The 24,755-nt window shown below is 48.8% G+C and carries 24 protein-coding genes; 12 read left to right on the top strand and 12 right to left on the bottom strand.

The window, feature by feature from the left end; all coding sequences use genetic code 11:
• Positions 1-65: 65 nt before the first annotated feature.
• Positions 66-2,927 (top strand): valine--tRNA ligase, encoded by a 2,862-nt coding sequence (locus R4537_RS07450; protein ID WP_071178702.1) that lies wholly within the window; start codon positions 66-68, stop codon positions 2,925-2,927.
• A gap of 83 nt (positions 2,928-3,010) precedes the next feature.
• On the opposite strand, the gene R4537_RS07445 is transcribed toward R4537_RS07450, so the two are convergent.
• The 3 genes from R4537_RS07445 to rapA form a co-directional block, all read right to left on the bottom strand.
• Complete coding sequence (locus R4537_RS07445) at positions 3,011-3,988, bottom strand: D-2-hydroxyacid dehydrogenase (RefSeq protein WP_071178703.1); 978 nt, start codon at positions 3,986-3,988, stop codon at positions 3,011-3,013.
• A 39-nt stretch (positions 3,989-4,027) separates the two neighbouring features.
• Positions 4,028-4,765 carry a pseudouridine synthase gene (locus R4537_RS07440; RefSeq protein ID WP_001251800.1) on the bottom strand — a complete coding sequence of 246 codons (738 nt, stop codon included), beginning with the start codon at positions 4,763-4,765 and terminating at the stop codon, positions 4,028-4,030.
• A 96-nt stretch (positions 4,766-4,861) separates the two neighbouring features.
• Positions 4,862-7,771 carry an RNA polymerase-associated protein RapA gene (gene rapA / locus R4537_RS07435; protein WP_071178704.1) on the bottom strand — a complete coding sequence of 970 codons (2,910 nt, stop codon included), beginning with the start codon at positions 7,769-7,771 and terminating at the stop codon, positions 4,862-4,864.
• Positions 7,772-8,192: 421 nt separating this feature from the next.
• Between rapA and R4537_RS07430 the strand changes: the two genes are divergently transcribed.
• The 5 genes from R4537_RS07430 to R4537_RS07410 all read left to right on the top strand — a co-directional run bounded on the left by R4537_RS07430 (position 8,193) and on the right by R4537_RS07410 (position 12,875).
• Entirely contained in the window at positions 8,193-9,569 is a 1,377-nt protein-coding gene (locus R4537_RS07430) for a PhoH family protein (RefSeq protein WP_071178705.1), read from the top strand.
• A gap of 149 nt (positions 9,570-9,718) precedes the next feature.
• Entirely contained in the window at positions 9,719-10,723 is a 1,005-nt protein-coding gene (gene argF / locus R4537_RS07425) for an ornithine carbamoyltransferase (RefSeq protein WP_071178706.1), read from the top strand.
• A 249-nt stretch (positions 10,724-10,972) separates the two neighbouring features.
• Positions 10,973-11,902, top strand: coding sequence for an aspartate carbamoyltransferase (gene pyrB, locus R4537_RS07420; protein WP_071178707.1), 930 nt, complete (start codon positions 10,973-10,975; stop codon positions 11,900-11,902).
• An 11-nt stretch (positions 11,903-11,913) separates the two neighbouring features.
• Positions 11,914-12,381 carry an aspartate carbamoyltransferase regulatory subunit gene (gene pyrI, locus R4537_RS07415; RefSeq protein WP_000032502.1) on the top strand — a complete coding sequence of 156 codons (468 nt, stop codon included), beginning with the start codon at positions 11,914-11,916 and terminating at the stop codon, positions 12,379-12,381.
• 104 nt (positions 12,382-12,485) lie between these two features.
• On the top strand, positions 12,486-12,875 hold the full coding sequence (locus R4537_RS07410; RefSeq protein ID WP_071178708.1) for a RidA family protein: 390 nt from the start codon (positions 12,486-12,488) through the stop codon (positions 12,873-12,875).
• A gap of 54 nt (positions 12,876-12,929) precedes the next feature.
• On the opposite strand, the gene R4537_RS07405 is transcribed toward R4537_RS07410, so the two are convergent.
• The 9 genes from R4537_RS07405 to mlaF all read right to left on the bottom strand — a co-directional run bounded on the left by R4537_RS07405 (position 12,930) and on the right by mlaF (position 19,835).
• Entirely contained in the window at positions 12,930-14,318 is a 1,389-nt protein-coding gene (locus R4537_RS07405) for an IS4-like element ISVa18 family transposase (protein ID WP_000221030.1), read from the bottom strand.
• A 149-nt stretch (positions 14,319-14,467) separates the two neighbouring features.
• A complete protein-coding gene (locus R4537_RS07400; RefSeq protein ID WP_000561042.1) occupies positions 14,468-15,196 on the bottom strand; it encodes a 1-acylglycerol-3-phosphate O-acyltransferase in 729 nt (242 codons plus the stop codon).
• Between the two features lie 78 nt (positions 15,197-15,274).
• Entirely contained in the window at positions 15,275-16,534 is a 1,260-nt protein-coding gene (gene murA / locus R4537_RS07395; RefSeq protein ID WP_071179256.1) for a UDP-N-acetylglucosamine 1-carboxyvinyltransferase, read from the bottom strand.
• A 7-nt stretch (positions 16,535-16,541) separates the two neighbouring features.
• Positions 16,542-16,796, bottom strand: a complete 255-nt coding sequence (gene ibaG, locus R4537_RS07390) for a BolA family iron metabolism protein IbaG (protein WP_000376481.1) — start codon at positions 16,794-16,796, stop codon at positions 16,542-16,544.
• Positions 16,789-17,118 (bottom strand): STAS domain-containing protein, encoded by a 330-nt coding sequence (locus R4537_RS07385; RefSeq protein WP_000019310.1) that lies wholly within the window; start codon positions 17,116-17,118, stop codon positions 16,789-16,791. Before R4537_RS07385 ends, ibaG begins: the two co-directional genes overlap by 8 nt.
• Positions 17,118-17,753: a phospholipid-binding protein MlaC gene (gene mlaC / locus R4537_RS07380; protein ID WP_071179257.1), complete on the bottom strand. Its 636-nt coding sequence runs from the start codon at positions 17,751-17,753 to the stop codon at positions 17,118-17,120. The genes R4537_RS07385 and mlaC overlap by 1 nt, the downstream gene beginning before the upstream one ends.
• Before the next feature lie 3 nt (positions 17,754-17,756).
• Positions 17,757-18,248, bottom strand: coding sequence for an outer membrane lipid asymmetry maintenance protein MlaD (mlaD, locus tag R4537_RS07375; RefSeq protein ID WP_001187992.1), 492 nt, complete (start codon positions 18,246-18,248; stop codon positions 17,757-17,759).
• 2 nt (positions 18,249-18,250) lie between these two features.
• A complete protein-coding gene (gene mlaE, locus R4537_RS07370; protein WP_001887761.1) occupies positions 18,251-19,027 on the bottom strand; it encodes a lipid asymmetry maintenance ABC transporter permease subunit MlaE in 777 nt (258 codons plus the stop codon).
• A 4-nt stretch (positions 19,028-19,031) separates the two neighbouring features.
• Complete coding sequence (mlaF, locus tag R4537_RS07365; protein WP_000083180.1) at positions 19,032-19,835, bottom strand: phospholipid ABC transporter ATP-binding protein MlaF; 804 nt, start codon at positions 19,833-19,835, stop codon at positions 19,032-19,034.
• A 593-nt stretch (positions 19,836-20,428) separates the two neighbouring features.
• Here mlaF and R4537_RS07360 point away from each other — a divergent pair.
• The 6 genes from R4537_RS07360 to lptB are packed head-to-tail and all read left to right on the top strand — an operon-like array spanning position 20,429 to position 24,741.
• Positions 20,429-21,391, top strand: a complete 963-nt coding sequence (locus R4537_RS07360) for a calcium/sodium antiporter (RefSeq protein ID WP_071179259.1) — start codon at positions 20,429-20,431, stop codon at positions 21,389-21,391.
• A gap of 55 nt (positions 21,392-21,446) precedes the next feature.
• Complete coding sequence (gene kdsD, locus R4537_RS07355; RefSeq protein ID WP_001133836.1) at positions 21,447-22,421, top strand: arabinose-5-phosphate isomerase KdsD; 975 nt, start codon at positions 21,447-21,449, stop codon at positions 22,419-22,421.
• Positions 22,421-22,978: a 3-deoxy-manno-octulosonate-8-phosphatase KdsC gene (gene kdsC, locus R4537_RS07350; RefSeq protein ID WP_000099768.1), complete on the top strand. Its 558-nt coding sequence runs from the start codon at positions 22,421-22,423 to the stop codon at positions 22,976-22,978. Before kdsD ends, kdsC begins: the two co-directional genes overlap by 1 nt.
• Positions 22,975-23,538 (top strand): LPS export ABC transporter periplasmic protein LptC, encoded by a 564-nt coding sequence (gene lptC, locus R4537_RS07345; protein ID WP_071179260.1) that lies wholly within the window; start codon positions 22,975-22,977, stop codon positions 23,536-23,538. Before kdsC ends, lptC begins: the two co-directional genes overlap by 4 nt.
• Positions 23,519-24,013: a lipopolysaccharide transport periplasmic protein LptA gene (gene lptA / locus R4537_RS07340; protein WP_000830447.1), complete on the top strand. Its 495-nt coding sequence runs from the start codon at positions 23,519-23,521 to the stop codon at positions 24,011-24,013. The genes lptC and lptA overlap by 20 nt, the downstream gene beginning before the upstream one ends.
• A gap of 2 nt (positions 24,014-24,015) precedes the next feature.
• Positions 24,016-24,741, top strand: coding sequence for an LPS export ABC transporter ATP-binding protein (gene lptB, locus R4537_RS07335; protein WP_071179261.1), 726 nt, complete (start codon positions 24,016-24,018; stop codon positions 24,739-24,741).
• Positions 24,742-24,755: the final 14 nt, after the last annotated feature.

Here is a 24,755-nt window from a genome sequence, read left to right as displayed (position 1 = left end):
ATCCAAGAGAACTCACTTATAGCGATAGACTGAATTAACCATCACAGCATCCATTAAAGAGCACTATGGAAAAGACATACAACCCAACATCAATCGAACAAGATCTGTATAAGACTTGGGAAGAGCAAGGCTACTTTAAGCCTCACGGTGACACATCAAAAGACGCATACAGCATCATGATCCCGCCACCGAACGTCACAGGCAGCCTGCACATGGGTCACGCCTTCCAAGACACCATTATGGATACTCTGATCCGTTGTCAGCGTATGAAGGGTAAAAATACCCTGTGGCAAGTGGGTACTGACCACGCAGGTATCGCTACTCAAATGGTGGTTGAGCGTAAAATCGCTGCAGAAGAAGGTAAAACTAAACACGATTACGGCCGTGATGCGTTCATCGACAAGATTTGGGAATGGAAAGCAGAATCTGGCGGTACCATCACTAAGCAGCTACGTCGTCTTGGCGCCTCTGTCGATTGGGATCGTGAACGCTTTACAATGGATGATGGCTTCTACAAAGCCGTGCAAGAAGTGTTCGTGCGTCTCTACAAAGATGATTTGATCTACCGCGGTAAGCGCCTAGTTAACTGGGATCCAAAACTGCACACTGCGATCTCCGATCTGGAAGTGGAAAATAAAGAGACCAAAGGTCACATGTGGCACTTCCGCTACCCGCTAGCCGATGGCGTGAAAACGGCAGATGGTAAAGATTACATCGTGGTTGCCACCACCCGTCCAGAAACTATGCTCGGCGATACGGGTGTTGCGGTTAACCCAGAAGATCCTCGTTATAAAGATCTGATTGGTAAAGAGATCATTCTGCCGATCGTCGGTCGTCGCATCCCTATCGTGGGCGATGAGCACGCCGATATGGAGAAAGGCACGGGCTGTGTGAAAATCACCCCTGCGCACGACTTCAACGACTATGAAGTCGGCAAGCGTCATCAGCTACCGATGATCAACATTCTGACCTTTGATGCCAACATCCGTGATGCAGCCGAAGTCTTCAACTCAAACGGCGAAGCAAGCAATGCTTACGGCACAGAGATCCCTGCTAAATACCAAGGCATGGAGCGTTTTGCTGCACGTAAAGCGATCGTGGCGGAATTTGAACAACTGGGTCTACTGCAAGAAATCAAAGATCACGACTTAACGGTTCCTTACGGCGACCGTGGTGGCGTGGTGATTGAACCAATGCTGACTGACCAATGGTACGTTCGCGCAGGTATTCTGGCGAAACCAGCGGTTGAAGCGGTAGAAAATGGCGATATTCAATTTGTACCAAAACAGTACGAGAACATGTACTTCTCTTGGATGCGTGACATTCAAGACTGGTGTATCTCTCGCCAACTGTGGTGGGGGCATCGCATTCCGGCTTGGTATGACGAGCAAGGCAATGTGTTTGTAGGCCGTAACGAAGCCGAAGTGCGTGCAGAAAACAACATCGCGGCGGATGTTGCACTTCGTCAAGATGATGACGTGTTGGATACTTGGTTCTCTTCTGCACTGTGGACCTTCGGAACACTTGGCTGGCCTGAAAAAACGCCTGAGCTAAAAGTCTTCCACCCAACCGATGTTCTGGTTACAGGCTTTGACATCATCTTCTTCTGGGTGGCGCGCATGATCATGATGACCATGCACTTCTGTAAAGATGAAGATGGCAAAGCACAAGTTCCGTTCAAAACCGTGTATGTAACGGGTCTGATCCGTGACGAAAACGGCGATAAAATGTCGAAATCGAAAGGTAACGTGCTTGATCCAATCGATATGATTGATGGTATTGATCTTGAGTCTCTGGTTGCGAAACGTACTGGTAACATGATGCAGCCACAACTGGCGGCGAAGATTGAGAAAAACACGCGTAAGACGTTTGAAAACGGCATCGAAGCCTACGGTACTGACTCACTACGTTTCACTCTAGCGGCCATGGCGTCAACCGGTCGTGACATCAACTGGGATATGAAGCGTCTAGAAGGTTACCGCAACTTCTGTAACAAGCTGTGGAACGCAAGCCGTTACGTGCTGATGAACACCGAAGAGCAAGATTGCGGTTTTGCAGCCGGTGCTGAGCTTGAATACTCACTGGCCGACAAGTGGATCGAATCACAGTTCGAGCTGGCTGCGAAAGAGTTCAATGGTCACATTGATAACTTCCGTCTGGATATGGCAGCCAACACGCTGTACGAATTCATCTGGAACCAATTCTGTGACTGGTACTTAGAGCTGACTAAGCCCGTTCTGTGGAAAGGCACCGAAGCTCAGCAACGCGCAACACGTCGCACGCTGATCACCGTACTAGAGAAAACGCTGCGTTTGGCGCACCCAGTGATCCCTTACATCACCGAAACCATCTGGCAAAGTGTTAAGCCACTGGTGGATGGCGTGGAAGGCGACACCATCATGCTGCAAGCACTGCCTCAGTACGATGCGGCAAACTTCAACCAAGAAGCCTTGGATGATATTGAGTGGGTGAAAGCCTTTATCACTAGCATCCGTAACCTGCGTGCAGAGTACGACATCAACCCAGGTAAGCCTCTGGAAGTCATGCTGAAAGCGGCGAATGAGCAAGATGCCGCGCGTATCGAAGCGAACAAGCCAGTGCTGGTTTCACTGGCCAAGCTCGAAAGCATTCGTGTATTGGCGGATGGCGAAGCGACACCGGCGTGTGCAACCGCACTGGTTGGCAAATCCGAGCTGATGATCCCAATGGCAGGTCTGATTGATAAAGACGCTGAGCTGGATCGTCTGGCCAAAGAGATTGCTAAGACGCAAGGTGAAATTGCGCGCATCGAAGGCAAGCTGGGTAACGAAGGTTTTGTGGCGAAAGCACCAGAAGCGGTAATTACCAAAGAGCGTGAAAAGCTCGCGGGTTACCAAGAAGCACTGGTGAAACTTGAGCAGCAGAAAGCGACTATCACGGCGCTGTAAGCCAAGCTTTTCATAGAAAAAGTCGATAAAAAAAGGCAGCGATTTAATTTCGCTGCCTTTTTGTTTTAGCGATGATATTGCCGCTAGACCACTCGATTTTTCGCTTCACCACGCATAAATGCACTGATGTTGTCAATCAAGATAGTCGCGAGTTGTTGTATCGAGGAATCACTGCCCCACGCCACATGCGGTGTCAGCAGGAGGTTGGGCAAATCACGGTTGGCAATCAGTGGGTTATCCATATCCGCAGGCTCAGCACTAAACACATCCACCCCAGCCCCAGCAATTTGACGTCTTTTCAGCGCATCCACCAGCGCCTGTTCATCCACTAAACCGCCGCGCCCAGTATTGATCAGCAGAGCATTGGGCTTCATCTGCGCCAATTCCGCTTCTGAGATAATGTTTCGCGTTTCATCCGTTAGCGGACAGTGCAGTGATAGCACGTCCGACTGCGCCAGCACTTGTTCAAATGGTGTGTACCCATCGCGGCATTCCACCTGACCTTTACGTTCAGCCAACAGCACATGCATACCTAATGCGCGAGCCAAATTCGCCGTCGCTTGGCCTAATGCACCACTGCCGATAATGCCCATGGTTGAACCCGCAATATCGCCAATCGGATGCGTGAAAAAACAGAACTGCTTATGGCGCTGCCACTCTCCGGCCGCAATATCATTGTGATAACCGATAAGATTACGCCTTAGAGCAAACATCATGGCGACAACATGCTCTGGTACGGAGCGCGTGGCATAACCTTGCACATTACACACCGCGATATTGAGATCTCGACACGCCGGTAAATCGACGTTGTTGGTGCCCGTGGCAGAAATGGCGATCAACTTGAGCTTAGGCAACTGAACCAGCATTTCACGGGTGAGTACCACTTTATTAGTGATAACGATATCGGCCGCTAAGAGGCGCTCAACCACTTGCTGAGGCTCACATGCATCATACTCAAGCCAATGGTGTTCAAAAGGCAGAGCAGGTAAGGGGATATGGCGCGGAATGGTCGCGCGGTCGAGAAAAACGACCGTAGGCAAAGAAGTAGTGGGTAGTGACATGCTGACTCCGGGTCTGATTATCCGCTACCCACAATAATATTAGTCTTGGGATAGCTTTTTATAGTCCGGTAATTTTCGCTCAGGATCGAAATGCTGCAAAATCTGCTCCTCGGCTTCGGGATAGAAGTCACAAGGGACAAACAAAGTGCGCAGCCAATGACTGCGAGGATGATAGAAACAGAGCTCCGCGGCGTGCAGTTGCAGACGATCGGCAAATTCAACGGCTTCTTGTGGCGCGTAAAGATCATCACCGACAATCGGATGACCGAGCGATTGCATGTGCACACGCAGCTGATGAGAGCGTCCAGTGATCGGGATAAGGCGTACCACTGTGGTTTTCTCTTCACGCTTGACGACTTGATAGCGGGTCAGAGAATCACGTCCCTCTTCAAAACAGACTTTCTGTTTCGGGCGGTTTGGCCAATCACAACACAGAGGCAAATTCACTTCGCCTTCGTCTTGCTCCATCACACCCCATACGCGGGCATAGTAGATTTTATGAGTGAGACGATACTGAAACTGCTTCTTCAACGCCGATTCCATATGTTTGCCTTTCGCAAACAGGATCAGCCCAGAAGTCGACATATCCAAACGGTGGACGACCTTCACATCAGGGCAGTAATCCACCAAACGAGCCCACATACTGTCGTAGTGCTCAACAGGTCGCCCAGGAACAGATAACAAACCAGAAGGCTTGTTGGCTGCGATGATGTGTTCATCCTCATAAATCACATCAATCCACGGTTCCTTGGGTGGATTGTACTCGGTCATTGCCATCGCTATCGTCTCGTATCACAAAAAACGGCGCATTATATACGCAAAATGTCGCCAACGGGGAATAAAACAAGGCCCTCGGTTCGAGGGCCTACGTCATCAGTTGTGTGCCACCACAATCAAACGCAGTGAATCCAGCTGATACTGCGCCTGCGCAATATAGCCAGTCAGCTCTTTGATTTGCTGCTCCAGCACTTCGATCTCTTCATCACGAATGTTCGGGTTAACCGCTTTGAGTGCCAGCAAACGCTCCAACTCGCTGTTAAGGCTCTGCTGCATATCACGCTGCGCTTGTTCACGAATCGCGCTCACTCGCGGTTCAACCGCGGCTTCGCTTGCCGTAATCAAACGATGCACGTCATGTTGTACTGAGCTCACCAGCTTGCTGGCCAAATGACGATTCACTGGGCTGAGCTGACGGTTAAAGCTTTCAAACTCCACTTGCGAAGAGAGATCATTACCGCGCGCATCCATCAGAATTCGGATTGGCGAGACTGGCAAGAAGCGGCTGATGCCACTGCGTTTCGGCGCTTGGGCATCCACCACATACACCAGTTCCAGCAAGATGGTCCCCACTGGCAGTGCTTTGTTTTTCAACAGCGACACCGCGCAAGTGCCCACCCCTTCACTCATCAGTAAATCAATGCCACCTTGCACCATAGGGTGTTCCCAACTGATGAAGTGCATATCTTCACGCGACAGTGCGGTGTCACGATCAAAGGTAATGGTGGCGCCTTCATAAGGGAGACCCGGATAGCTTGGTACCATCATGTGTTCAGCAGGAGTGACCACCAACGCATTCTCGCCACGATCTTCTTGATGCAAACCAATCGCATCAAACAGGCTCAACGCAAACGTCACTAAATTGGTATCGCCATCGGTTTTTGCGATCTGTTCGGCAATCTGCTGCGCTTTTTCGCCACCGTTAGAATGCATTTCCAGCAAGCGATCACGCCCCACTTCCAGCTGTGATTTCAGTGTTTTGTTGAGCTTGGCTGACTCTTCGATGATCACTTCCAGCTCTTCACCGCCACCGGTGGCCAGAATGGGGATTAAACGCTCAGCGAAGGCATCATACACCGCACGACCCGTTGGGCAGGTTTCCGCAAAGGCATTCAAACCCTCTTGAAACCAACGCGCCAAAATCGCTTGTGACGTTTCGGTCAGGTACGGCACGTACACGTCGATATCACGTTTTTGACCGATACGATCCAAACGTCCGATACGCTGCTCCAGCAAGTCTGGGTTGAACGGCAGATCGAACATCACCAATTGGTTGGCAAACTGGAAGTTGCGACCTTCCGAGCCAATTTCACTACAGATCAGTACCTGCGCGCCGCCCTCTTCTTGGGCAAAGTAAGCGGCGGCTTTGTCGCGCTCAATGATCGACATGCCTTCATGGAATACCGTTGCGCGGATACCTTCACGCTCGCGCAGTGCCTGCTCTAGCTGCAAGGCGGTGCTGGCACGTGACGCGATGACGAGGATCTTCTCGCTGCGTTTGGCTTTGACTTTTTCGAGCAGCCAGTTGACGCGTGAGTCAAATTGCCACCAGCTTGACTCCTCGCCTTCAAACTCTTGGAAAATCTCTTCTGGGTAGAGCATTTTCATCGCGCGCGCTTCTGGCGTCAGTTTACCGCCGAGCATGCCCGCAACCCGCATTGAAGTGGTGTATTGAGAAGGAATTTCCAATGGCAGCAAATGCACATTACGCACAGGGAAGCCTTTAATAGCCGCACGCGTGTTACGGAACAACACGCGACCAGTACCGTGGCGATCCATCAGATTGTCGATCAGCTCTTGGCGCGCCAAAGCAATTTCGTCCTCGCTGGCGTGGCTTTCCAACGCTTTAAACAGCGGCTCCACATCTTGCTCAGACAGAAGCTCAGTGATTTTGTTTTTCGCTTCATCACTAAGCTTCTCACCGCTGAACAGCGCAGTAACGGCATCGGCAACCGGTGCGTACTGCTCTTCTTCTTTAACAAAGGCTTGGTAATCGTAGAAACGATCCGCATCCAACAGGCGCAGACGGGCAAAGTGGCTTTCACGGCCTAACTGCTCAGGCGTTGCGGTCAATAGCAATACGCCCGGAGTCTGTTCGGCCAGAGCTTCAATCACTTGATATTCTCGGCTTGGCTTTTCTGGGTGCCACTCAAGATGATGCGCTTCATCGACTACCAACAAATCCCATTCCGCTTCCAAGGCTTGTTCAAAACGCTGGCGGCTTTTACGCAAGAAATCGAGTGAACACAGCACATATTGCTGAGTTTCAAATGGGTTATCGGCCTCGCTAAAGGCTTCCACACAGCGCTCTTCATCAAAAATCGAAAAGTGCAGGTTGAAACGGCGCATCATCTCCACCAACCATTGGTGTTGCAGCGTTTCAGGAACCACAATCAGGATGCGCTCGGCACGCCCAGTCAGCACTTGCTGATGGATGATCATGCCCGCTTCGATGGTTTTACCCAAACCGACTTCATCGGCTAACAATACGCGTGGCGCATGACGACGACTTACTTCATGGGCGATGTACAGCTGATGCGGGATCAGCCCAGCGCGCATACCACACAAGCCACGCATTGGGCTTTTGTGCTGCTGATATTGGTTAGTGAGCGCGCGATAACGCAGCACGAAGTTGTCCATGCGATCGATTTGACCGGCAAACAACTTATCCTGCGGTTTATTAAAACGAATTTGGTTACTGAGGAAAATTTCCCGCAGCGCAACACCGCTTTCTTCGGTATCCACTCGCGTGCCTAGATAGGTGTAGACGCCTTGGTCTTCGACCACTTGTTCAACTTGTAACGACCAGCCTTGCTGACTATCCACCACATCGCCGACATTAAAGATCACACGGGTGACCGGCGCATCTGAACGTGCATACACACGATTTTCTTCCGATGCTGCAAACATCAAGGTCACTGTACGCGCATCAAGCGCCACCACAGTACCTAACCCGAGATCACTTTCCGTATCGCTTATCCAGCGTTGCCCTAAAGCAAATGACATGAATGGACTACCTCATCAAATAGCGTTGCAGAGAATTTTTACACTTCACTTCAGCCAGCTTTTTATTATGGATGCTGACCGCTTTGAGTGCAGAAAAAGGCCGCTAATCTTACTTGATGGCGTGATACAGGTCACGCCCATTCCCCGCCGTTACGCGCTTTTTTTTCTAGAGCTTTTGGGTGACATCAAATTGTCAAAAATGAGTGGCATTTGTTAACAAGATGATTGCTATACTCAGATTGAAGGCGCGGTGTTTGTGTCAAAAAAAGATTGGCACAAAGCCTGCAAGTTCAAACAGAGAGTATCAACACGGGTTTGCAGCAAGTCGACAATGATCGTAACGCTCACCTGAACGTACGATCCTACAGGCCGCTTGTGAACATCCACGATAAAGCATGCTACATGTAGCAAGGAGCCGCTTATGGGCGATACCGATCGGAAACTGTTTGTACTGGATACCAATATCCTACTCCACGAACCTCTCGCGATTTACTCTTTTAAAGAGCACGACGTGGTCATCCCAATGACCGTTCTTGAAGAACTTGACCGAATCAAAGACAGCAAACGCGATGTGGCGCGCGATGCACGCGTAGCGATTCGGGCTTTGGAACACTTATTCCACGATGCCACTCCCGAAGAAATCACCGAAGGGATCCCGCTTTCTAAGCAAGAGGGCGCAACAGGAACCATCTCGATCCTCGCCGATTATGAACTGGATGAAACCGTCAAAGCCTTTACCGACAAAGAGGGCGATAACCGGATCCTCAATGCCGTGCTTTACCTGCAAGCTCAACGTACACCACGCGCCGTGGTGCTGGTGACCAAAGACATCAACATGCGTTTGCGCGCCAAAGGTGCTGGCGTGTTGTATGTGGAAGACTACCGCACCGACCAACTGATTGATGATATTCAATATCTGACCAAGGGCTTCCAAACTCGTCCCGGCAGTTTTTGGGACAGCATAGAAGATGTCGCGAGCTACACGCTCAGTGGCAAAACTTTCCATAAGCTGGATCGCGCACCGTTCGATCCTACCTTCCTCAACCAATATGTCATTGATGAAGACACCGACTTTGCCGCGCGGGTCGAAACTATCGATGGCGATAAATTGACGCTGCGCGATCTGAGCCGTGAACGCATGATGCATCGCAAAGCGTGGGGCATCACCCCAAAAAATATTTATCAAGGGATGGCGCTGGACGCACTGCTCGATCCGGATATCGATCTGGTGATCCTGACCGGTGCTGCCGGCAGTGGTAAAACCTTACTGGCGATGGCGGCAGCGCTGGAGCAAACCGTCGAGCGCAAAATGTTCGATAAAATCATCGTCACTCGTAACACCCCTGATATCGGCGAATCGATTGGCTTCCTGCCCGGCACCGAAGAGGAAAAAATGATGCCGTGGCTTGCTTCCGTCACCGATACCTTAGAAGCGCTGCACAAAAATGATCACTGTACCGATGGCTCGCTCAAATACATCTGCGATAAAGCCAACATTCAGTTTAAATCGATCAACTTTATGCGCGGTCGTTCAATCCAAAACGCTTTCGTGCTGCTCGATGAGTGTCAAAACCTCACCGCATCGCAGATCAAAACCATCATCACCCGCTGTGGTGAAGGCACCAAGATCGTCTGCTCTGGTAACTTAGCGCAGATTGACTCCCACTATTTAACCCCTGTCACCTCAGGCCTTACCTACATGGTTGAGCGCTTCAAAAACTTTGAAGGCAGCGCCAACATCCACCTCAATGGCGTAGTACGCAGCCGCTTGGCTGAATTCGCCGAAGAGAATTTATAATCACTTTTGGCGAGATGTTATGTGCATCTCGCCTCACAAAATCTATCCCCCCTCGCCTTTTCTTTATTTAATTTAAAATATTTATTCACTTTTATAGCATTTTCATGCTTTACTGGCCGCAACTGGAATCGCCAAACGAGGATAGGGAAATGGCTTTCAATTTACGTAACCGCAACTTTTTAAAACTGCTCGACTTCACCCCAAAAGAGATCCACTTCTTGCTGGATCTGTCTGCCGAGCTAAAACGCGCCAAATACGCAGGCACCGAGCAGAAAACCCTGCAAGGCAAAAACATTGCGTTGATCTTTGAAAAGTCATCGACCCGTACTCGCTGTGCTTTTGAAGTGGCGGCGTTTGATCAAGGCGCGCAAGTCTCTTACATCGGCCCTTCTGGCTCGCAAATTGGCCATAAAGAGTCGATGAAAGATACCGCACGCGTATTAGGTCGCATGTACGATGGCATTCAATACCGTGGCTTCGGCCAAGAGATTGTTGAGGTGCTAGGAAAATACGCGGGTGTGCCAGTATGGAATGGCTTAACGGATGAGTTTCACCCCACGCAGATCTTGGCCGATCTTCTGACTATGCAAGAACACGGACGCGGTAAACAGCTACATGAAATGAAGTTTGCTTACCTTGGCGATGCACGCAACAACATGGGCAACTCACTGATGGTGGGCGCAGCCAAAATGGGCATGGATATTCGCTTAGTCGCGCCGAAAGCGTACTGGCCAAATGATGCCTTAGTGGCAACCTGCCAAGAGATTGCCAAGCAAACCGGAGCCAAAATCACCTTGACCGAAGAGGTTCAAGAAGGCGTGAAAGGCTGTGATTTCCTTTACACCGATGTGTGGGTTTCCATGGGTGAAGCGGCGGATGCGTGGGATGAGCGGATCGCATTAATGAAGCCATATCAAGTCAACATGGATGTGATCAAAGCAACAGGCAATCCGCAGGTCAAATTCATGCACTGCTTACCGGCATTCCATGATGACCAAACCAAAGTAGGCCAAGAGATTGCGGCCAAATACGGCATGCAAGGATTGGAAGTCACCGAAGAGGTGTTTGAGTCAGAATACTCGATTGTGTTTGATGAAGCGGAGAACCGACTACACACCATCAAGGCGGTGATGGTCGCTACTTTAGGCCAATAGCGTGCCACTGATTTAATATCCCTGACTCTGTGATGTAATCGCTTGCGCTCACAGCCTTTAGGCGTATAATGCCGACCGTTTGTCTGAGGGGTAGCCAATGAAATTTGCACAGCGTGCAGCTCAAAGCAGTGTCCATCGTAGTAAGCAAATTGGCTTACTGGCCTCACTGTTTCTCCCCTCATCGATTTGTTAAAGCCTCCCTCATGGGGGGCTTTTTTATGGCTGTTAGAAAATATAGGGAAGACGATCATGGCGAATTCGCTTTACCAAAAGCACATCATCTCCATTGCTGAACTCTCACGCGCTGAGTTGGAGTTGATTGTGAAAACCGCAGGCCAACTAAAGGCACAACCGAATCCAGAGCTGATCAAGCACAAGGTCGTGGCCAGCTGTTTCTTTGAACCTTCCACCCGTACTCGCCTCTCATTCGAGACAGCAATCCAACGTATCGGTGGCAGCGTGATTGGCTTTGATAACGGCGGCAACACGTCACTGGCGAAGAAAGGCGAAACCCTAGCCGATTCAGTACGTGTCATCTCCTCTTATGTTGATGCTTTTGTGATGCGTCATCCGCAAGAAGGTGCCGCGCGTTTGGCGTCTGAATTTTCTAACAGCGTCCCTGTGATTAACGCCGGTGATGGTTCAAACCAACACCCATCGCAAACCCTGCTCGATCTCTACTCTATTTTCGAAACTCAAGGTCGCCTCGATAACCTCGATGTCGCGTTCGTCGGTGATTTAAAATATGGTCGCACCGTGCATTCGCTGGCACAAGCGTTGGCTAAATTTAATAACAACCGCTTCTACTTTGTGGCACCGGAGGCCCTAGCGATGCCAGATTACATCTGTGAAGAGTTGGATGAAGCTGGTGTGAAATACCAAGTGTTTAGCGATATGGAAAGCGTGATCCCAGAGCTGGATATTCTGTACATGACACGCGTACAGAAAGAGCGTTTTGATGAATCGGAATATGCACACATCAAATCGGCCTATATCTTGACGGCCGCTCACCTGAGCGATGCGCGCAGCAATCTGAAAGTGCTGCACCCACTGCCACGGGTGGATGAAATCACCACCGATGTCGATAAAACCCCACACGCTTACTATTTCGAGCAAGTAGAGAACGGTGTTTACGCCCGTGAAGCCTTGCTGGCTCTAGTTTTGAACGAATCGCTGTAAGGAGAGCAATCATGAGCAAAGAGACGAAATTACAAGTTGAAGCGATCAAAAACGGCACGGTGATTGACCACATTCCTGCCAAAGTGGGGATTAAAGTGCTGAAGCTGTTTGATATGCACAACTCCGCGCAGCGTGTCACCATCGGCCTCAATCTGCCGTCTTCTGCCCTAGGCAGCAAAGATCTGCTCAAGATTGAAAATGTATTCATCAGTGAAGCGCAAGCCAACAAACTCGCGCTGTACGCGCCACACGCGACCGTAAACCAAATTGAAAACTACGAAGTGGTGAAGAAGTTGGCGCTGCAACTGCCAGAGCGCATCAACAATGTGTTTGCCTGCCCAAACAGCAATTGCATTTCACACAATGAGCCCGTGGAAAGCAGCTTCAAGCTTTCTGAGAAGAACAACGACATCCGCCTAAAATGCAAATACTGCGAAAAAGTGTTTGCGCGCGATGTGGTCACGGAAATCGAAGCTTAACCGCTGTCAGCAAGATAGGGATAAATGAGAGCTCGGCGCTTTACCTACCAGAGCTTTACAGGCAAACTGAACAGCGATTTTCGAACCACTAACGGATAAGAAAGATGACAAAAGTTCTGCATACTGACGCGGCTCCGGCTGCCATTGGCCCATACATTCAAGGTGTTGATCTTGGCAACATGGTACTGACGTCTGGTCAAATCCCAGTGAATCCAACTACGGGTGAAATTCCTGCGGATATCGCTGCGCAAGCTCGCCAATCACTGGACAACGTGAGAGCCGTAGTTGAAGCCTCAGGCCTAACCGTCGGTGACATTGTGAAAATGACTGTATTCGTCAAAGACCTCAACGACTTCGGCACGGTAAACCAAGTGTACGGCGCATTCTTTGATGAGCATAAAGTGGCGCACTACCCAGCGCGCTCTTGTGTTGAAGTGGCACGTCTGCCAAAAGATGTGGGTATCGAAATCGAAGCGATCGCGGTACGCAAGTAATTCATTTTATTGGATCGCAAATACAAAAAGGGTTGCCAGTGGCCTGTCTCTTGATCACAAGTCTGGTGAATCAAGAGACTTAGCCAGTTCATACCCTTCAAGGATGGTTTGTAACCTAAACCATCCTTGCCATAATGTCTTTATAGAAGCACGACCCGTTCGCTTTGTATTCTTCCAACCCCCTAATCGAGCAATACCTTTGTAAGCCCATGATATGTCCGGAGCTTCCTTCGGTAGCCCTTTTCTTTCTAGCTTTAGCCACATTAGCTTCCATGCTTTGCCTTTTAATATCGGCTCACAACTGCTCTTAGATAACTCATCTGATTCATTCATAAATCTCAACTGGAGCAACCGAGTCGCGATAAAAGCCAGAATAACGCTGAGCCTTTCTAAGTTATCTTTGCTTTGCATTCTCAATTGCTCGACTTGAGTGCCTTCACTTTTCCAGACTTTATGAAAATCTTCAATTAGCCAACGCAGCTCATAATAACTGACGATTTTAAGTGCCTCTTCCTTGCTCGTTATTGGCTCTGAGGTGAGTAAGTGCCATGCGAGCTTATCGTTACTCTCTCCTTGTTCTATGCATCCCACGTAGTAAAGCGGAATGTTATTGAACTCTTTTTTATTCGCGGGAGATTTGAGTGTCACGGGGGCATATTTGATGTCTAGGTGAACTGTACGAGCTTTACGGCCGCCTTTTTGCGGTATGTCGAGCACTCTTTCTCCTGCTGATTGCAGCTTGGAAGCGTAGTCATAAAGACGATTATCATGCTCTTCTATACAGCGACTTTGCATTGAGCGAACAAGGAATCGCTGTTGTTGCTCTTGCTTGTAAGTGAGGTATTCAAATAGGTCGGCTTCTCTATCGCACACAGAAATTACATCTGAGATTTTATCGCCAAGTCGCTCTGCGACATGGCGAGAAGCTTGCTCCCATTTATAGCTTTCTTTCTCTTTGTATGGTCGAGTGGCGTACTGGTGTCCTTGTCCACGCTTTTCAATATCTCGAGTCCAGCGTTGTTGTTCAATTAAGCCAACAACCACTTGAGTTTCGGGAGCAAAAAGTAAGGTCGAGTGTATGAACATAGCTCGATTTCGATTGCCTTGATTGGAGTGCCCAAGTTCATCTTGTATGCTGCGATGGGAGTAACTTAGAGAAGTCGTATCTTCTAATGCAAGAAGTGTTTGTTGTTCTAAAGCCTCTTGCGCTGTGACATGAAAGCCCGCTTCAGCGATATCTTCTGCTTTGATTTGCTCATTACGGATAAAGCGATAAGCCCCTTCCATATCTGCAGGGGAGATGATGAGTTTCGAGACCGGTACGCCAGGTTGCTCGGCCAGAGAGGCAGCTAGGGCAACGAGTCTTTGAGTACGTCTTGGGTCATTGAGGTGAGCTTGACCAAATTGCTTTTGTGCCCAGAGGGTTGGTTCTATATAAGTCATTCTAATCATCCTTGTTATTGCTTAGATGATCAGATCATGAAACATAAAATTAGTTCAAAAAAATCCCCAAGCAGAGGCTTGGGGATTTGTGTATAAGAGACAGGCCAGTGGCAACCCTTTCTTTTTATTCGTTTTGATTAAAACTGCGGCTAGGCTTTACGGTTCAGCTCAGCCACTTCGGCATCCAACTGCGCCAGTTTGGCTTTCATTAGATCGTAACAGTGTTGTGACAGCTCTCGAATGTTCTCTTTGCTGTAGCCTTCGGTGCTGATGGGAGGCAACACTTCGACAATCACATGGCCGTTGTTCCAACGGTTAAATTTGAGCTTATCGGTCGAGCTACACACGATAGGAATAATCGGCACACCCGCACCAATCGCCGCATGGAAAGCACCCGCTTTAAACGGCAATAAACCACGACCACGCGAGCGCGTACCTTCCGGAAACATCCACACCGAAACATCGCTCTGTTTCATTGAATCAACCACTTGGTCAATAGTGCCTTTAGCTTTGGCTTTGTTAGCGCGATCAATCAGGATATTGCCCGTCAACCAATAAATCTGACCAAACAGTGGCATCCACACTAGGCTTTTCTTACCGACGGTGACCACTTTAGGCGTCACCGCTTTAGAAACGGTAAACAGATCCCAGTTATTCTGGTGGTTAGCAATATAAATGTGCTGACCACGCTGATCGACATCGGCCGGAGCGCGGTATTCAAGCTTAATGCCGAACACTTTCGACATCGCCGCAAACTGCTTACCAAAGGTATAAACATGCTTAGGGTTACGTGGACTGAACAAACAGTAACCGCAGCCAAACACAAACATATAGACAGCGAACACTGCCACTGCCAAGATTCGCAATAACGCAATCATGCAACTTCTCCGAAGGCACTGGAAGAAAAAGGCCGAAACCCTTGGATTTCGGCCGATTCATAAATGAGGAGTTTAACGCTAGTCGCGAAAACGCTCAATATTGGCACCAAGCGCTGAGAGTTTGTCCTCAATTCGCTCGTAACCACGATCAATGTGATAGATACGATCGACAATGGTTTCGCCTTTAGCGATACAACCTGCAATGACCAGACTTGCAGAAGCACGCAGATCGGTCGCCATCACTTGCGCGCCACTTAAACGATCGACATCACCGCAAATCACGGTATTGCCTTCGATTTCCGCTTTGGCACCCATGCGCTTTAACTCAGGTACATGCATAAAACGGTTTTCGAAAATGGTTTCAGTGATCACGCCACCGCCTTTTGCCATCATGTTCAGCAGCGTGAACTGCGCTTGCATGTCGGTTGGAAAACCTGGGTGTGGTGCAGTACGTACCGTAACCGCTTTGAGCTCATGCCCTGTCATATCCAAGCTGATCCAATCTTCGCCACACTCAATCTCAGCACCCGCTTCTTCAAGCTTAGCCAAAACCGCTTCGAGCAAATGGGCATGGGTATTACGACAGACGATTTTGCCACGCGATACGGCAGCGGCCACCAAAAAGGTGCCGGTTTCGATACGATCGGGAACCACAGCATGCTTACCACCGCCAAGACGTTCTACACCTTCAATGGTAATGCTGTCCGTGCCAGCGCCAGAGATTTTCGCGCCCAGTTTATTGAGGAACATGGCGGTATCGACAATCTCTGGTTCACGCGCCGCGTTATCCAGCACAGTAGTGCCTTCCGCGAGTGTTGCAGCACACATGATGGTGATCGTGGCACCCACGCTTACTTTGTCCATCACAATATGTGCGCCTTGCAAACGGCCATCAACGTGGGCTTTTACGTAGCCATCTTCCAAGGTAATGGTTGCGCCAAGCTGCTCCAAACCATGGATATGCAGATCCACAGGGCGAGCACCAATCGCACAACCACCCGGCAGAGAGACTTGACCTTGACCGAAACGTGCCACCAATGGACCTAATGCCCAAATCGAGGCACGCATGGTTTTTACCAAATCATAAGGTGCGCAATATTGGTTGATTGGACCGGCGTCCACATGTACAGAGCCATTACGCTCAACTTTCGCGCCTAAACGCTCAAGCAGTTCCATCGTAGTGTCGATGTCACGAAGGTGAGGTACATTGGTAACTTCAACTGGCTCTTCAGCCAAAATTGAAGCAAATAAAATAGGTAGGGCAGCATTTTTTGCGCCTGAAATGGTCACTTCACCTTGGAGAGGCTGCGTTGACCCAATAACTCGAAACTTTTCCATAAAAACCTTAAAGGGACATCAACTTCTTATTGCGTGCCCACTCTTGTGGGGTAAACGTCTTCATTGTGACCGCGTGAATATCATTGCGTTGGATGTATCCCATTAACGGGGCATAAATCATCTGCTGTTTCTTCACGCGGCTCATATCGGCAAAACAAGCATCGACAGCGATCACTTCGTAATGGCTGCCCTCACCTTTTACATGAATTTCTTCTAGATTAAGGGCTTGTTGTAAAATTTGTTGGACTTGTGCGCTATCCACAATTGACCTCTGCTGGTTTGGCTATGTGTTGAGACATCAGATGTTCAATATTGCTCAACTGAAACAGTGTGCGCAGTTGCTCTGGCACGAAGTTGAGCATTATATGACAGTTTCTCACTTTTGCATGCTCTATTAGGTGAATTAACAGCACCATTCCCGCAGAGTCAATTCTGACAACTTGCTGCAAAGAAAGCTCGATTTGCTTCACTTGCGGCTGCCAATTTTTGAGAAAGATCCACAATTTGGGTACCGTTTCTCGATCCAGCTCGCCAATTAAACTGAACTGATGTTCATTTTCGGCAGACCATTGTGGATGACTCATTATTTTTGACTCTCAAAACGGATCGGTTGATTCGCTAACTGTTCCAGCTCTTTCGCCACCGCCAGAATACCTTCTTGACGAATTTTACCGCTCCATTCCGATTGTTTGCTGGACAGTAGGCTGATGCCTTCAGCAATCATATCAAACGCCTTCCACTCACCCGATTTCTCTTGGCGCAGTTTAAACTCAAGTTTGATATTCGGGCGCGGCGCATCAAGGATTTCCACTTTCACTGTGGTAATACGGCGATCCTCTTCCAATGGCATTTCAGGCCCAAACTCAATCGTTTGATTGGTGTATTGGGTCAGTACTTGCGCGTAATTGGTCACCAAATAAGCGCGAAACGCTTTAACGAACTCCGCCACATCTTCACGTTTGGCCCCTTTAAGATTTGGCCCCAGCAGTTTAAGTGCTGCGTATTGTTCATTCACGTATGGCATCAACTCTTCTTCCACAATCACTTTAAGATACTGCGGATCTTGACGCACTTGGGGTTGTTCGTTTTTCAGACGATCAAATGACTTCTCAGCCACCGCTTTCATCATTTGGTAAGGGTTGCTGGTATCAATAGTGGCCGCTGTCGTAAGCAAAGGCATTAACAGGGTACTCACGAGGAGTAGCGCTTTTTTCCACATCATTTATTCCTTTTTCTCTTTGTCTGATCCGCCACCCACGCTGTACAGCACTTGGCCAATCAAATCTTCCAATACTAATGCAGACTTGGTGTCTTCAATGCGATCACCTTCTTTCAGCATGACTTCATCTTCAAACACAAATCCGGGCACCAAACTCAAGTACTGCTCACCTATCAAACCAGAGGTCAGGATCTGCAAACTTGAGTTTTCAGGAAACTGGTTAAACTGGCTGTCGATTGCCAAGATGACTGTCGGTAACAGATTTTTCGGGTTCAGCGCGATCGACTCAACGCGTCCAACCACCACGCCTCCCACTTTGACTGGAGAGCGGACCTTCAAGCTACCAATATTGTCAAACTCCGCAGTCAGGCGATAAGTATTGCTGGAGCCAAGGCCTTTGACGTCAGCGACCTGAAAAATCATCACTAAAATCGCGCAAATTCCCGCGATAACAAAGCTGCCAACCCAAAATTCAATTTTTCGTGTTTGTTGCATGATCAGTTCCCAAACATCAATGCGGTTAGAACAAAATCTAGCCCAAGTACGGCCAGTGATGAGTGCACCACGGTGCGAGTGGTCGCTCGGCTGATCCCTTCAGAAGTCGGGATCGCGTCATAACCGTTAAACAGAGCAATCCAAGTTACAGTAAAAGCAAACACCACACATTTGATGGTGCTGTTACCGATATCTTGACCTAATTCGACAGAGGCTTGCATGGCTGACCAGAAACTGCCGTGGTCAATGCCTTTCCAATCCACCCCAACTAATTGACCGCCCCAAATACCGACCGCCATGAAAATCATCGCCAACAGCGGCATGGAGATGACTCCCGCCCAAAAGCGTGGCGCAATAACGCGTTTCAGTGGGTCGACCGCCATCATTTCAAGGCTAGAAAGCTGCTCGGTGGCTTTCATTAAGCCAATTTCGGCGGTTAAGGCAGAGCCCGCTCGTCCAGCAAACAGCAGTGCCGTAACCACAGGGCCTAATTCACGCAGCAATGATAACGCCACCATCTGGCCTAGGCTGGTTTCTGCGCCGTAATCGACCAAAATCACATAACCCTGCAAGCTGAGCACCATGCCAATAAAGAGTCCAGAGACGATAATGATCGCCAGTGACTGCACACCAATGCTGTATAACTGGCGAACGAGGAGCGGAAAATGGCGAATCGGCTGCGGACGGCCTACCAGCGCACCAAACAGCATTAAGCTTGCGCGGCCAAAAGTTTCACTGACCGCCAGCGTGCGTTGCCCAACTGAGCTGACCCATCGCATCACATCATTTAGCACTAAACAGCTCCTGTTCTATCGGCTGAGCAGGGAAACGAAATGGCACTGGACCATCCGCATCGCCGCATAAAAATTGTTGTACTCGCGGATCTGGATTGTCGCGCAATGCTTGAGGTGAACCTTGCGCAATCACCTTACCATCAGCCAACAGATAAACCCAATCTGCAATACTCATCACTTCCGGCACATCGTGCGATACCACCACAGAAGTGACACCCAAGGCTTGGTTAAGATTACGGATTAATTCAACCAGCACCCCCATGGTGATCGGATCTTGCCCGACAAACGGCTCATCGTACATGATGAGTTCTGGATCGAGTGCGATAGCCCTTGCCAGTGCGGCTCGGCGTGCCATGCCGCCAGAAAGCTCACTTGGCATTAAATACGCAGCACCACGCAACCCAACCGCCTCTAATTTCAGCAGCACCAAGGTTTTGATCATAGCTTCATCAAGTTCGGTATGCTCACGCAATGGGTAGGCCACATTGTCAAACACATTAAGATCCGTAAACAGAGCACCCGATTGGAACAGCATGCTCATCTTTTTACGAGCACGATACAGTTTGCGACGACTGAGGGCGGGAATATTTTCACCATCGAACCAGATCTCCCCCTGCTCTGGAAGGAGTTGACCGCCGATCAAACGCAGCAGCGTGGTTTTACCTATGCCAGACGGTCCCATAATGGCGGTAACTTTACCCTTGGGGACATGCAGATCTATGTCATCAAAAATGACGCGCTGCGAGCGCGAAAAACGCAAATTTTTGATGGTGACTAAGTCAGATTGAGACATATGGGCACTTCACTGTTAGCTCGACATCCTAAAAGAATGCGCATGATAATGCACAATATGCTGCAATTAAAAGCACGCATCAATCCATGCTTGGGTTCTTGACCAAGATTTGTCAAAGTTGTGCAACCCTATTTGCGCCATAAAAATACGACAATAGTCTTCATCCAGCATAATCGATAGCATGCCGAGGCCAAGGTAAACACAAGCTTTACAGGCAGAGCTCTATCATGAGAAACAGGCAAAATCAGAAGTCGAACAGGATAATTAATTAGAACTTCGACTTCCCTTTTAATACCCAACAAGTCAAAATTGGCGGCCAATTCTCTGCCTAAATGGCTAAAGATGCCTGACCTTGCGCGAATTCCTCCACTGATGGAGGTGTTTGCCTTGCCCTAAGAGTCGAGACTCTTATACCCAAACAACTTGGAGTTGCAGGTAGGCGGCAAGTGAGTGAGTCCCCATGAGCATAGATAGACTATGTGATTGGGGTGAACGAACGTAGCCAACACCGCTGCAGCTTCAAGTAGGAAAGGTATAGTCATGATGCATTCAAGCCGTTGGCCTTTATTTTCATTTATTACATGGGAATCTACATGCTTACTGAAGCGGTGATCTTTCTGTTTATCGGTCTTGCTATCCTAGTTTGGGGCGCAGACAAATTGGTGTTCGGTTCTGCGGCATTAGCCCGCAATATTGGCATCTCCCCTTTAGTGATCGGTATGACTATCTTAGCGATGGGCTCCTCTGCTCCCGAGATGATGGTTTCAGCTACTGCCGCCCTAGAAGGGAAAACCGATACTGCTGTGGGTAACGTCCTCGGTTCAAACATTGCCAACATCGCATTGATTTTAGGTATCACCGCCCTTGTTAAACCGCTCTCAGTGGGCTCAGCGGTATTACGTCGAGAACTGCCGATGATGATTGGTGTGACGCTGATTGCCGGTGCGATTTTGTGGGACAACCACTTAGGCTTTCATGAAGGCCTTTTACTGATTGCCCTGTTTGCCGCCTTTATTTTGGTCATGCTGCAAGTGAGCCGCAAAGAGAAACAAAACGGCGATGCCTTGTTGGATGAACAAGAATCGGAGATTCCGGTTGGTGTCAGTAATCCCAAAGCCGCATTTTGGGTCGTGGTCGGTCTTATTCTGTTACCGATTGGCGCTGGCATGCTGGTTGATAATGCTGTTGTGATAGCCAAGCATTTCGGCATGAGCGATCTAGTGATCGGTTTAACTATTATTGCGGTGGGTACCAGCTTACCTGAGCTTGCAGCCTCGCTGGCTGGCGCGCTAAAAGGCGAGGATGATATGGCAGTCGGTAACATTATCGGCTCAAACGTTTTCAACATATTAGCTGTAATGGGCTTACCGGGTTTACTCAACCCTTCTCTGCTTAGCCCTGAAGCAATGAGCCGTGACTTTTGGGTGATGCTCGGCGTATCTCTGCTGCTGGTTGGGGTTGCTTTAGGCAAAAAACGTCAAATTAGTCGCTTAGAAGGCGCACTCCTATTGTGCTCTTTCATCGGTTACATTACTTACCTATTAATGAACATCTAAGTGAGAAAATATCTCCGTTCATGAATATCGAAGTGCATTAAAGAGGAAGATGAGGATGCCCAATTCATTTGATTACCAAACGGTCGCTAAACAAGTGCTGGCAACCGAAATCCATGCATTGCAGCAGCTAGAGCAGTATATCAATAACGACTTTGCGCGTGCTTGTGCGATGATTTTGGCCAATCAAACGGGCAAAGTAGCGGTAATGGGCATGGGCAAATCTGGCCACATCGGTAAGAAAATTGCCGCCACCTTAGCCAGTACAGGAACATCTGCCTTTTTTGTACATCCGGGTGAAGCGTCACATGGGGATCTGGGAATGATTGAGCGTGGCGATATCGTGCTTGCCATCTCAAACTCCGGTGAATCATCGGAAATCCTATCGCTACTTCCAGTGCTCAAGCGCTTAAGTATTCGCGTGATCAGTATGACGGGTAACCCCAACTCCAACATGGCGAAATTGGCCGATATCCATCTACAAATCACAGTGCCACGTGAAGCTTGCCCGTTAGAGCTTGCTCCAACCTCAAGCACCACCGCTACTCTCGTAATGGGCGATGCGTTAGCCGTTGCCTTAATGCAGGCACGCGGTTTCACCGCAGAAGATTTTGCTTTGTCTCACCCAGGCGGCGCACTTGGGCGTAAACTCTTGCTCAAACTCAATGACATCATGCACAGTGGTGACGCACTGCCTAAAGTTGCACCACAAGCCTTGATCCGAGATGCTTTGCTCGAAATCAGTCAAAAAGGGCTTGGTATGACGGCGATTGTCGATGAACAAGACACGCTACTCGGTATTTTTACTGACGGTGATTTACGGCGCATTCTTGATAAGCGTATCGATATTCACAGCACTGCGATCGCTGATGTGATGACACGCCAACCAACCGTGGCTCAACCCAATTTACTGGCCGTGGAAGGATTGAATTTAATGCAGGCCAAACGCATTAATGGCCTGATGCTCGTTGAAAATAATAAATTGGTCGGCGCATTAAACATGCATGACCTACTCAAAGCCGGAGTGATGTAATGAGTTCAACCGTCTCAACCTTGTATGGAGAAGTGGAACCTTCACTGCTGGAGATTGCCAAACAGATCAAATTGCTGATTTGCGATGTCGACGGTGTGTTTTCTGACGGTTTAATTTACATGGGTAACCAAGGCGAAGAGTTAAAAACCTTCCATACTCGTGATGGTTATGGCGTGAAAGCGTTGATGAATGCGGGGATTGAAATCGCGATCATTACTGGCCGACGCTCACAAATTGTTGAAAATCGTATGAAAGCGCTAGGCATTTCACTGATCTATCAAGGTCAGGATGATAAAGTGCAGGCTTATTATGATATTTGTCAGAAGCTCGCGATTGCTCCTGAACAGACAGGCTATATCGGTGATGATCTTATTGATTGGCCAGTAATGGAAAAAGTGGCATTGCGAGTGTGTGTGGCTGATGGTCATCCACTACTGGCGCAACGCGCCAATTACGTTACGCACATCAAAGGCGGTCACGGCGCCGTACGCGAAGTGTGCGATTTGATTTTGCAAGCACGTAACGAGTTGGATGTTCATAAAGGCCTGAGCCTATGAGTTTGCCGCGCATTGTTTACGTTCTGCTGTTGTTTATTGCTTCTTGGTCACTCTATTACTTATTGGGACAAGAACAAGACAGTAAGATTCAGGTGGCTCCCAATTTGGAGTTGCCTATGTTCAGTGGTGAGAACTTAGAAAATATCACTTATAACGAACAAGGTATCCGCAACTACGTGATCACTTCGATTCATCTGGATCACTATGCGAAAAGCGGCAATACCCTGTTTAAAGCTCCGATACTCAAAGTGTATCGGGAAGGTACATTACAAGAGTGGGAAATCACCGCACGCAGAGGCATTCTGAGCAAAGATCAGGTGCTGACCTTATATGACGACGTTTTGGCTAAAAATCTACTTCCAGACTCCGGCTTTGATACTCTCACCACCAGCGAGATGAGTATCCAACTCAAAAGCCGTGATTTCTGGGCCGATAAGCCCGTCGAACTGCGCGGCCCACAATTTGAAACACAGGGTCAAGCGATGAAAGGCAACTTTGCTGATCATTCAGCTGAACTTTATAACCAAGTACAAGGTAGATATGAAACGCTCACACCTTAGTCTTATTGCTTGTTTGCTCGCCTCGACTCAGGCTTATGCACTCTCTACCGACAGAGAACAACCAGTTTATATCGACTCAGACAGTCAACAACTGGATATGAAGAGCAATCGTGTCACCTTCTTAGGCGATGTAAAACTCAAGCAAGGCAGCATCAACATCAATGCCAATAAGTTGATCGTGATCCGTAATCCGAAAAACGGCAAAATTGAAGAAATCGAAGGCTATGGCAACGTAGCAACCTTCTCGCAACTGACTGATGAAGGCAAAACCCTGTATGGTGAAGCCAAAGAGCTGTACTACAAAGTCCGCGACGATGAGTTAGTGATGATCAATAAAGCCATGTTGTCACAAGACGATAGTGAAATCCGTGGCAGCAAAATTCGCTATAACATTAGCGCACAAAAATTAATTGCCGACAGTGATGGCAAAGGGCGCGTCTCTACCGTTCTTCAACCACAAGCAATTCAAGAGTAACTATGGCCATCTTAAAAGCACAACATTTAGCCAAGAGCTACAAAAAGCGCAAAGTGGTATCTGACGTCAGTCTTCAAGTCGAATCTGGGCAGATTGTTGGCCTGCTGGGCCCGAATGGCGCAGGCAAAACTACGTCGTTTTACATGATCGTCGGCCTTGTCGCGCGTGATGAAGGCTCGATTACCATTGATGACAACGACATCAGTATTTTACCTATGCACAGCCGTTCACGGATGGGCATTGGTTATCTGCCGCAAGAAGCGTCTATTTTTCGTAAGCTCTCGGTCGAAGACAACATCATGGCCGTACTGCAAACCCGCGAAGAATTGACCCATGAAGAGCGTCAGGACAAGCTGGAAGATTTGCTTGAAGAGTTCCACATTCAGCATATTCGTAAAAGTGCTGGAATGGCGCTCTCCGGCGGTGAACGACGCCGAGTGGAAATCGCCCGCGCTCTGGCGGCTAACCCACAATTTATCTTGCTCGATGAACCTTTTGCTGGTGTTGACCCGATCTCAGTCATCGATATCAAAAAAATCATCGAGCATCTGCGCGATCGCGGTCTAGGCGTCCTCATCACCGACCACAACGTGCGTGAAACACTGGATGTGTGTGAAAAAGCGTATATTGTCAGCCAAGGCCGACTGATTGCGGAAGGAACGCCACAAGATGTTCTCAATAATGAACAGGTGAAGCAGGTTTATCTCGGCGAACAATTCCGTCTATGATTAAAACAGAGTAG

Source organism: Vibrio paracholerae, assembly GCF_037672085.1.
Classification (GTDB): Bacteria; Pseudomonadota; Gammaproteobacteria; order Enterobacterales; family Vibrionaceae; genus Vibrio; species Vibrio cholerae.
This window is presented reverse-complemented; position numbering and strand designations above follow the sequence as displayed.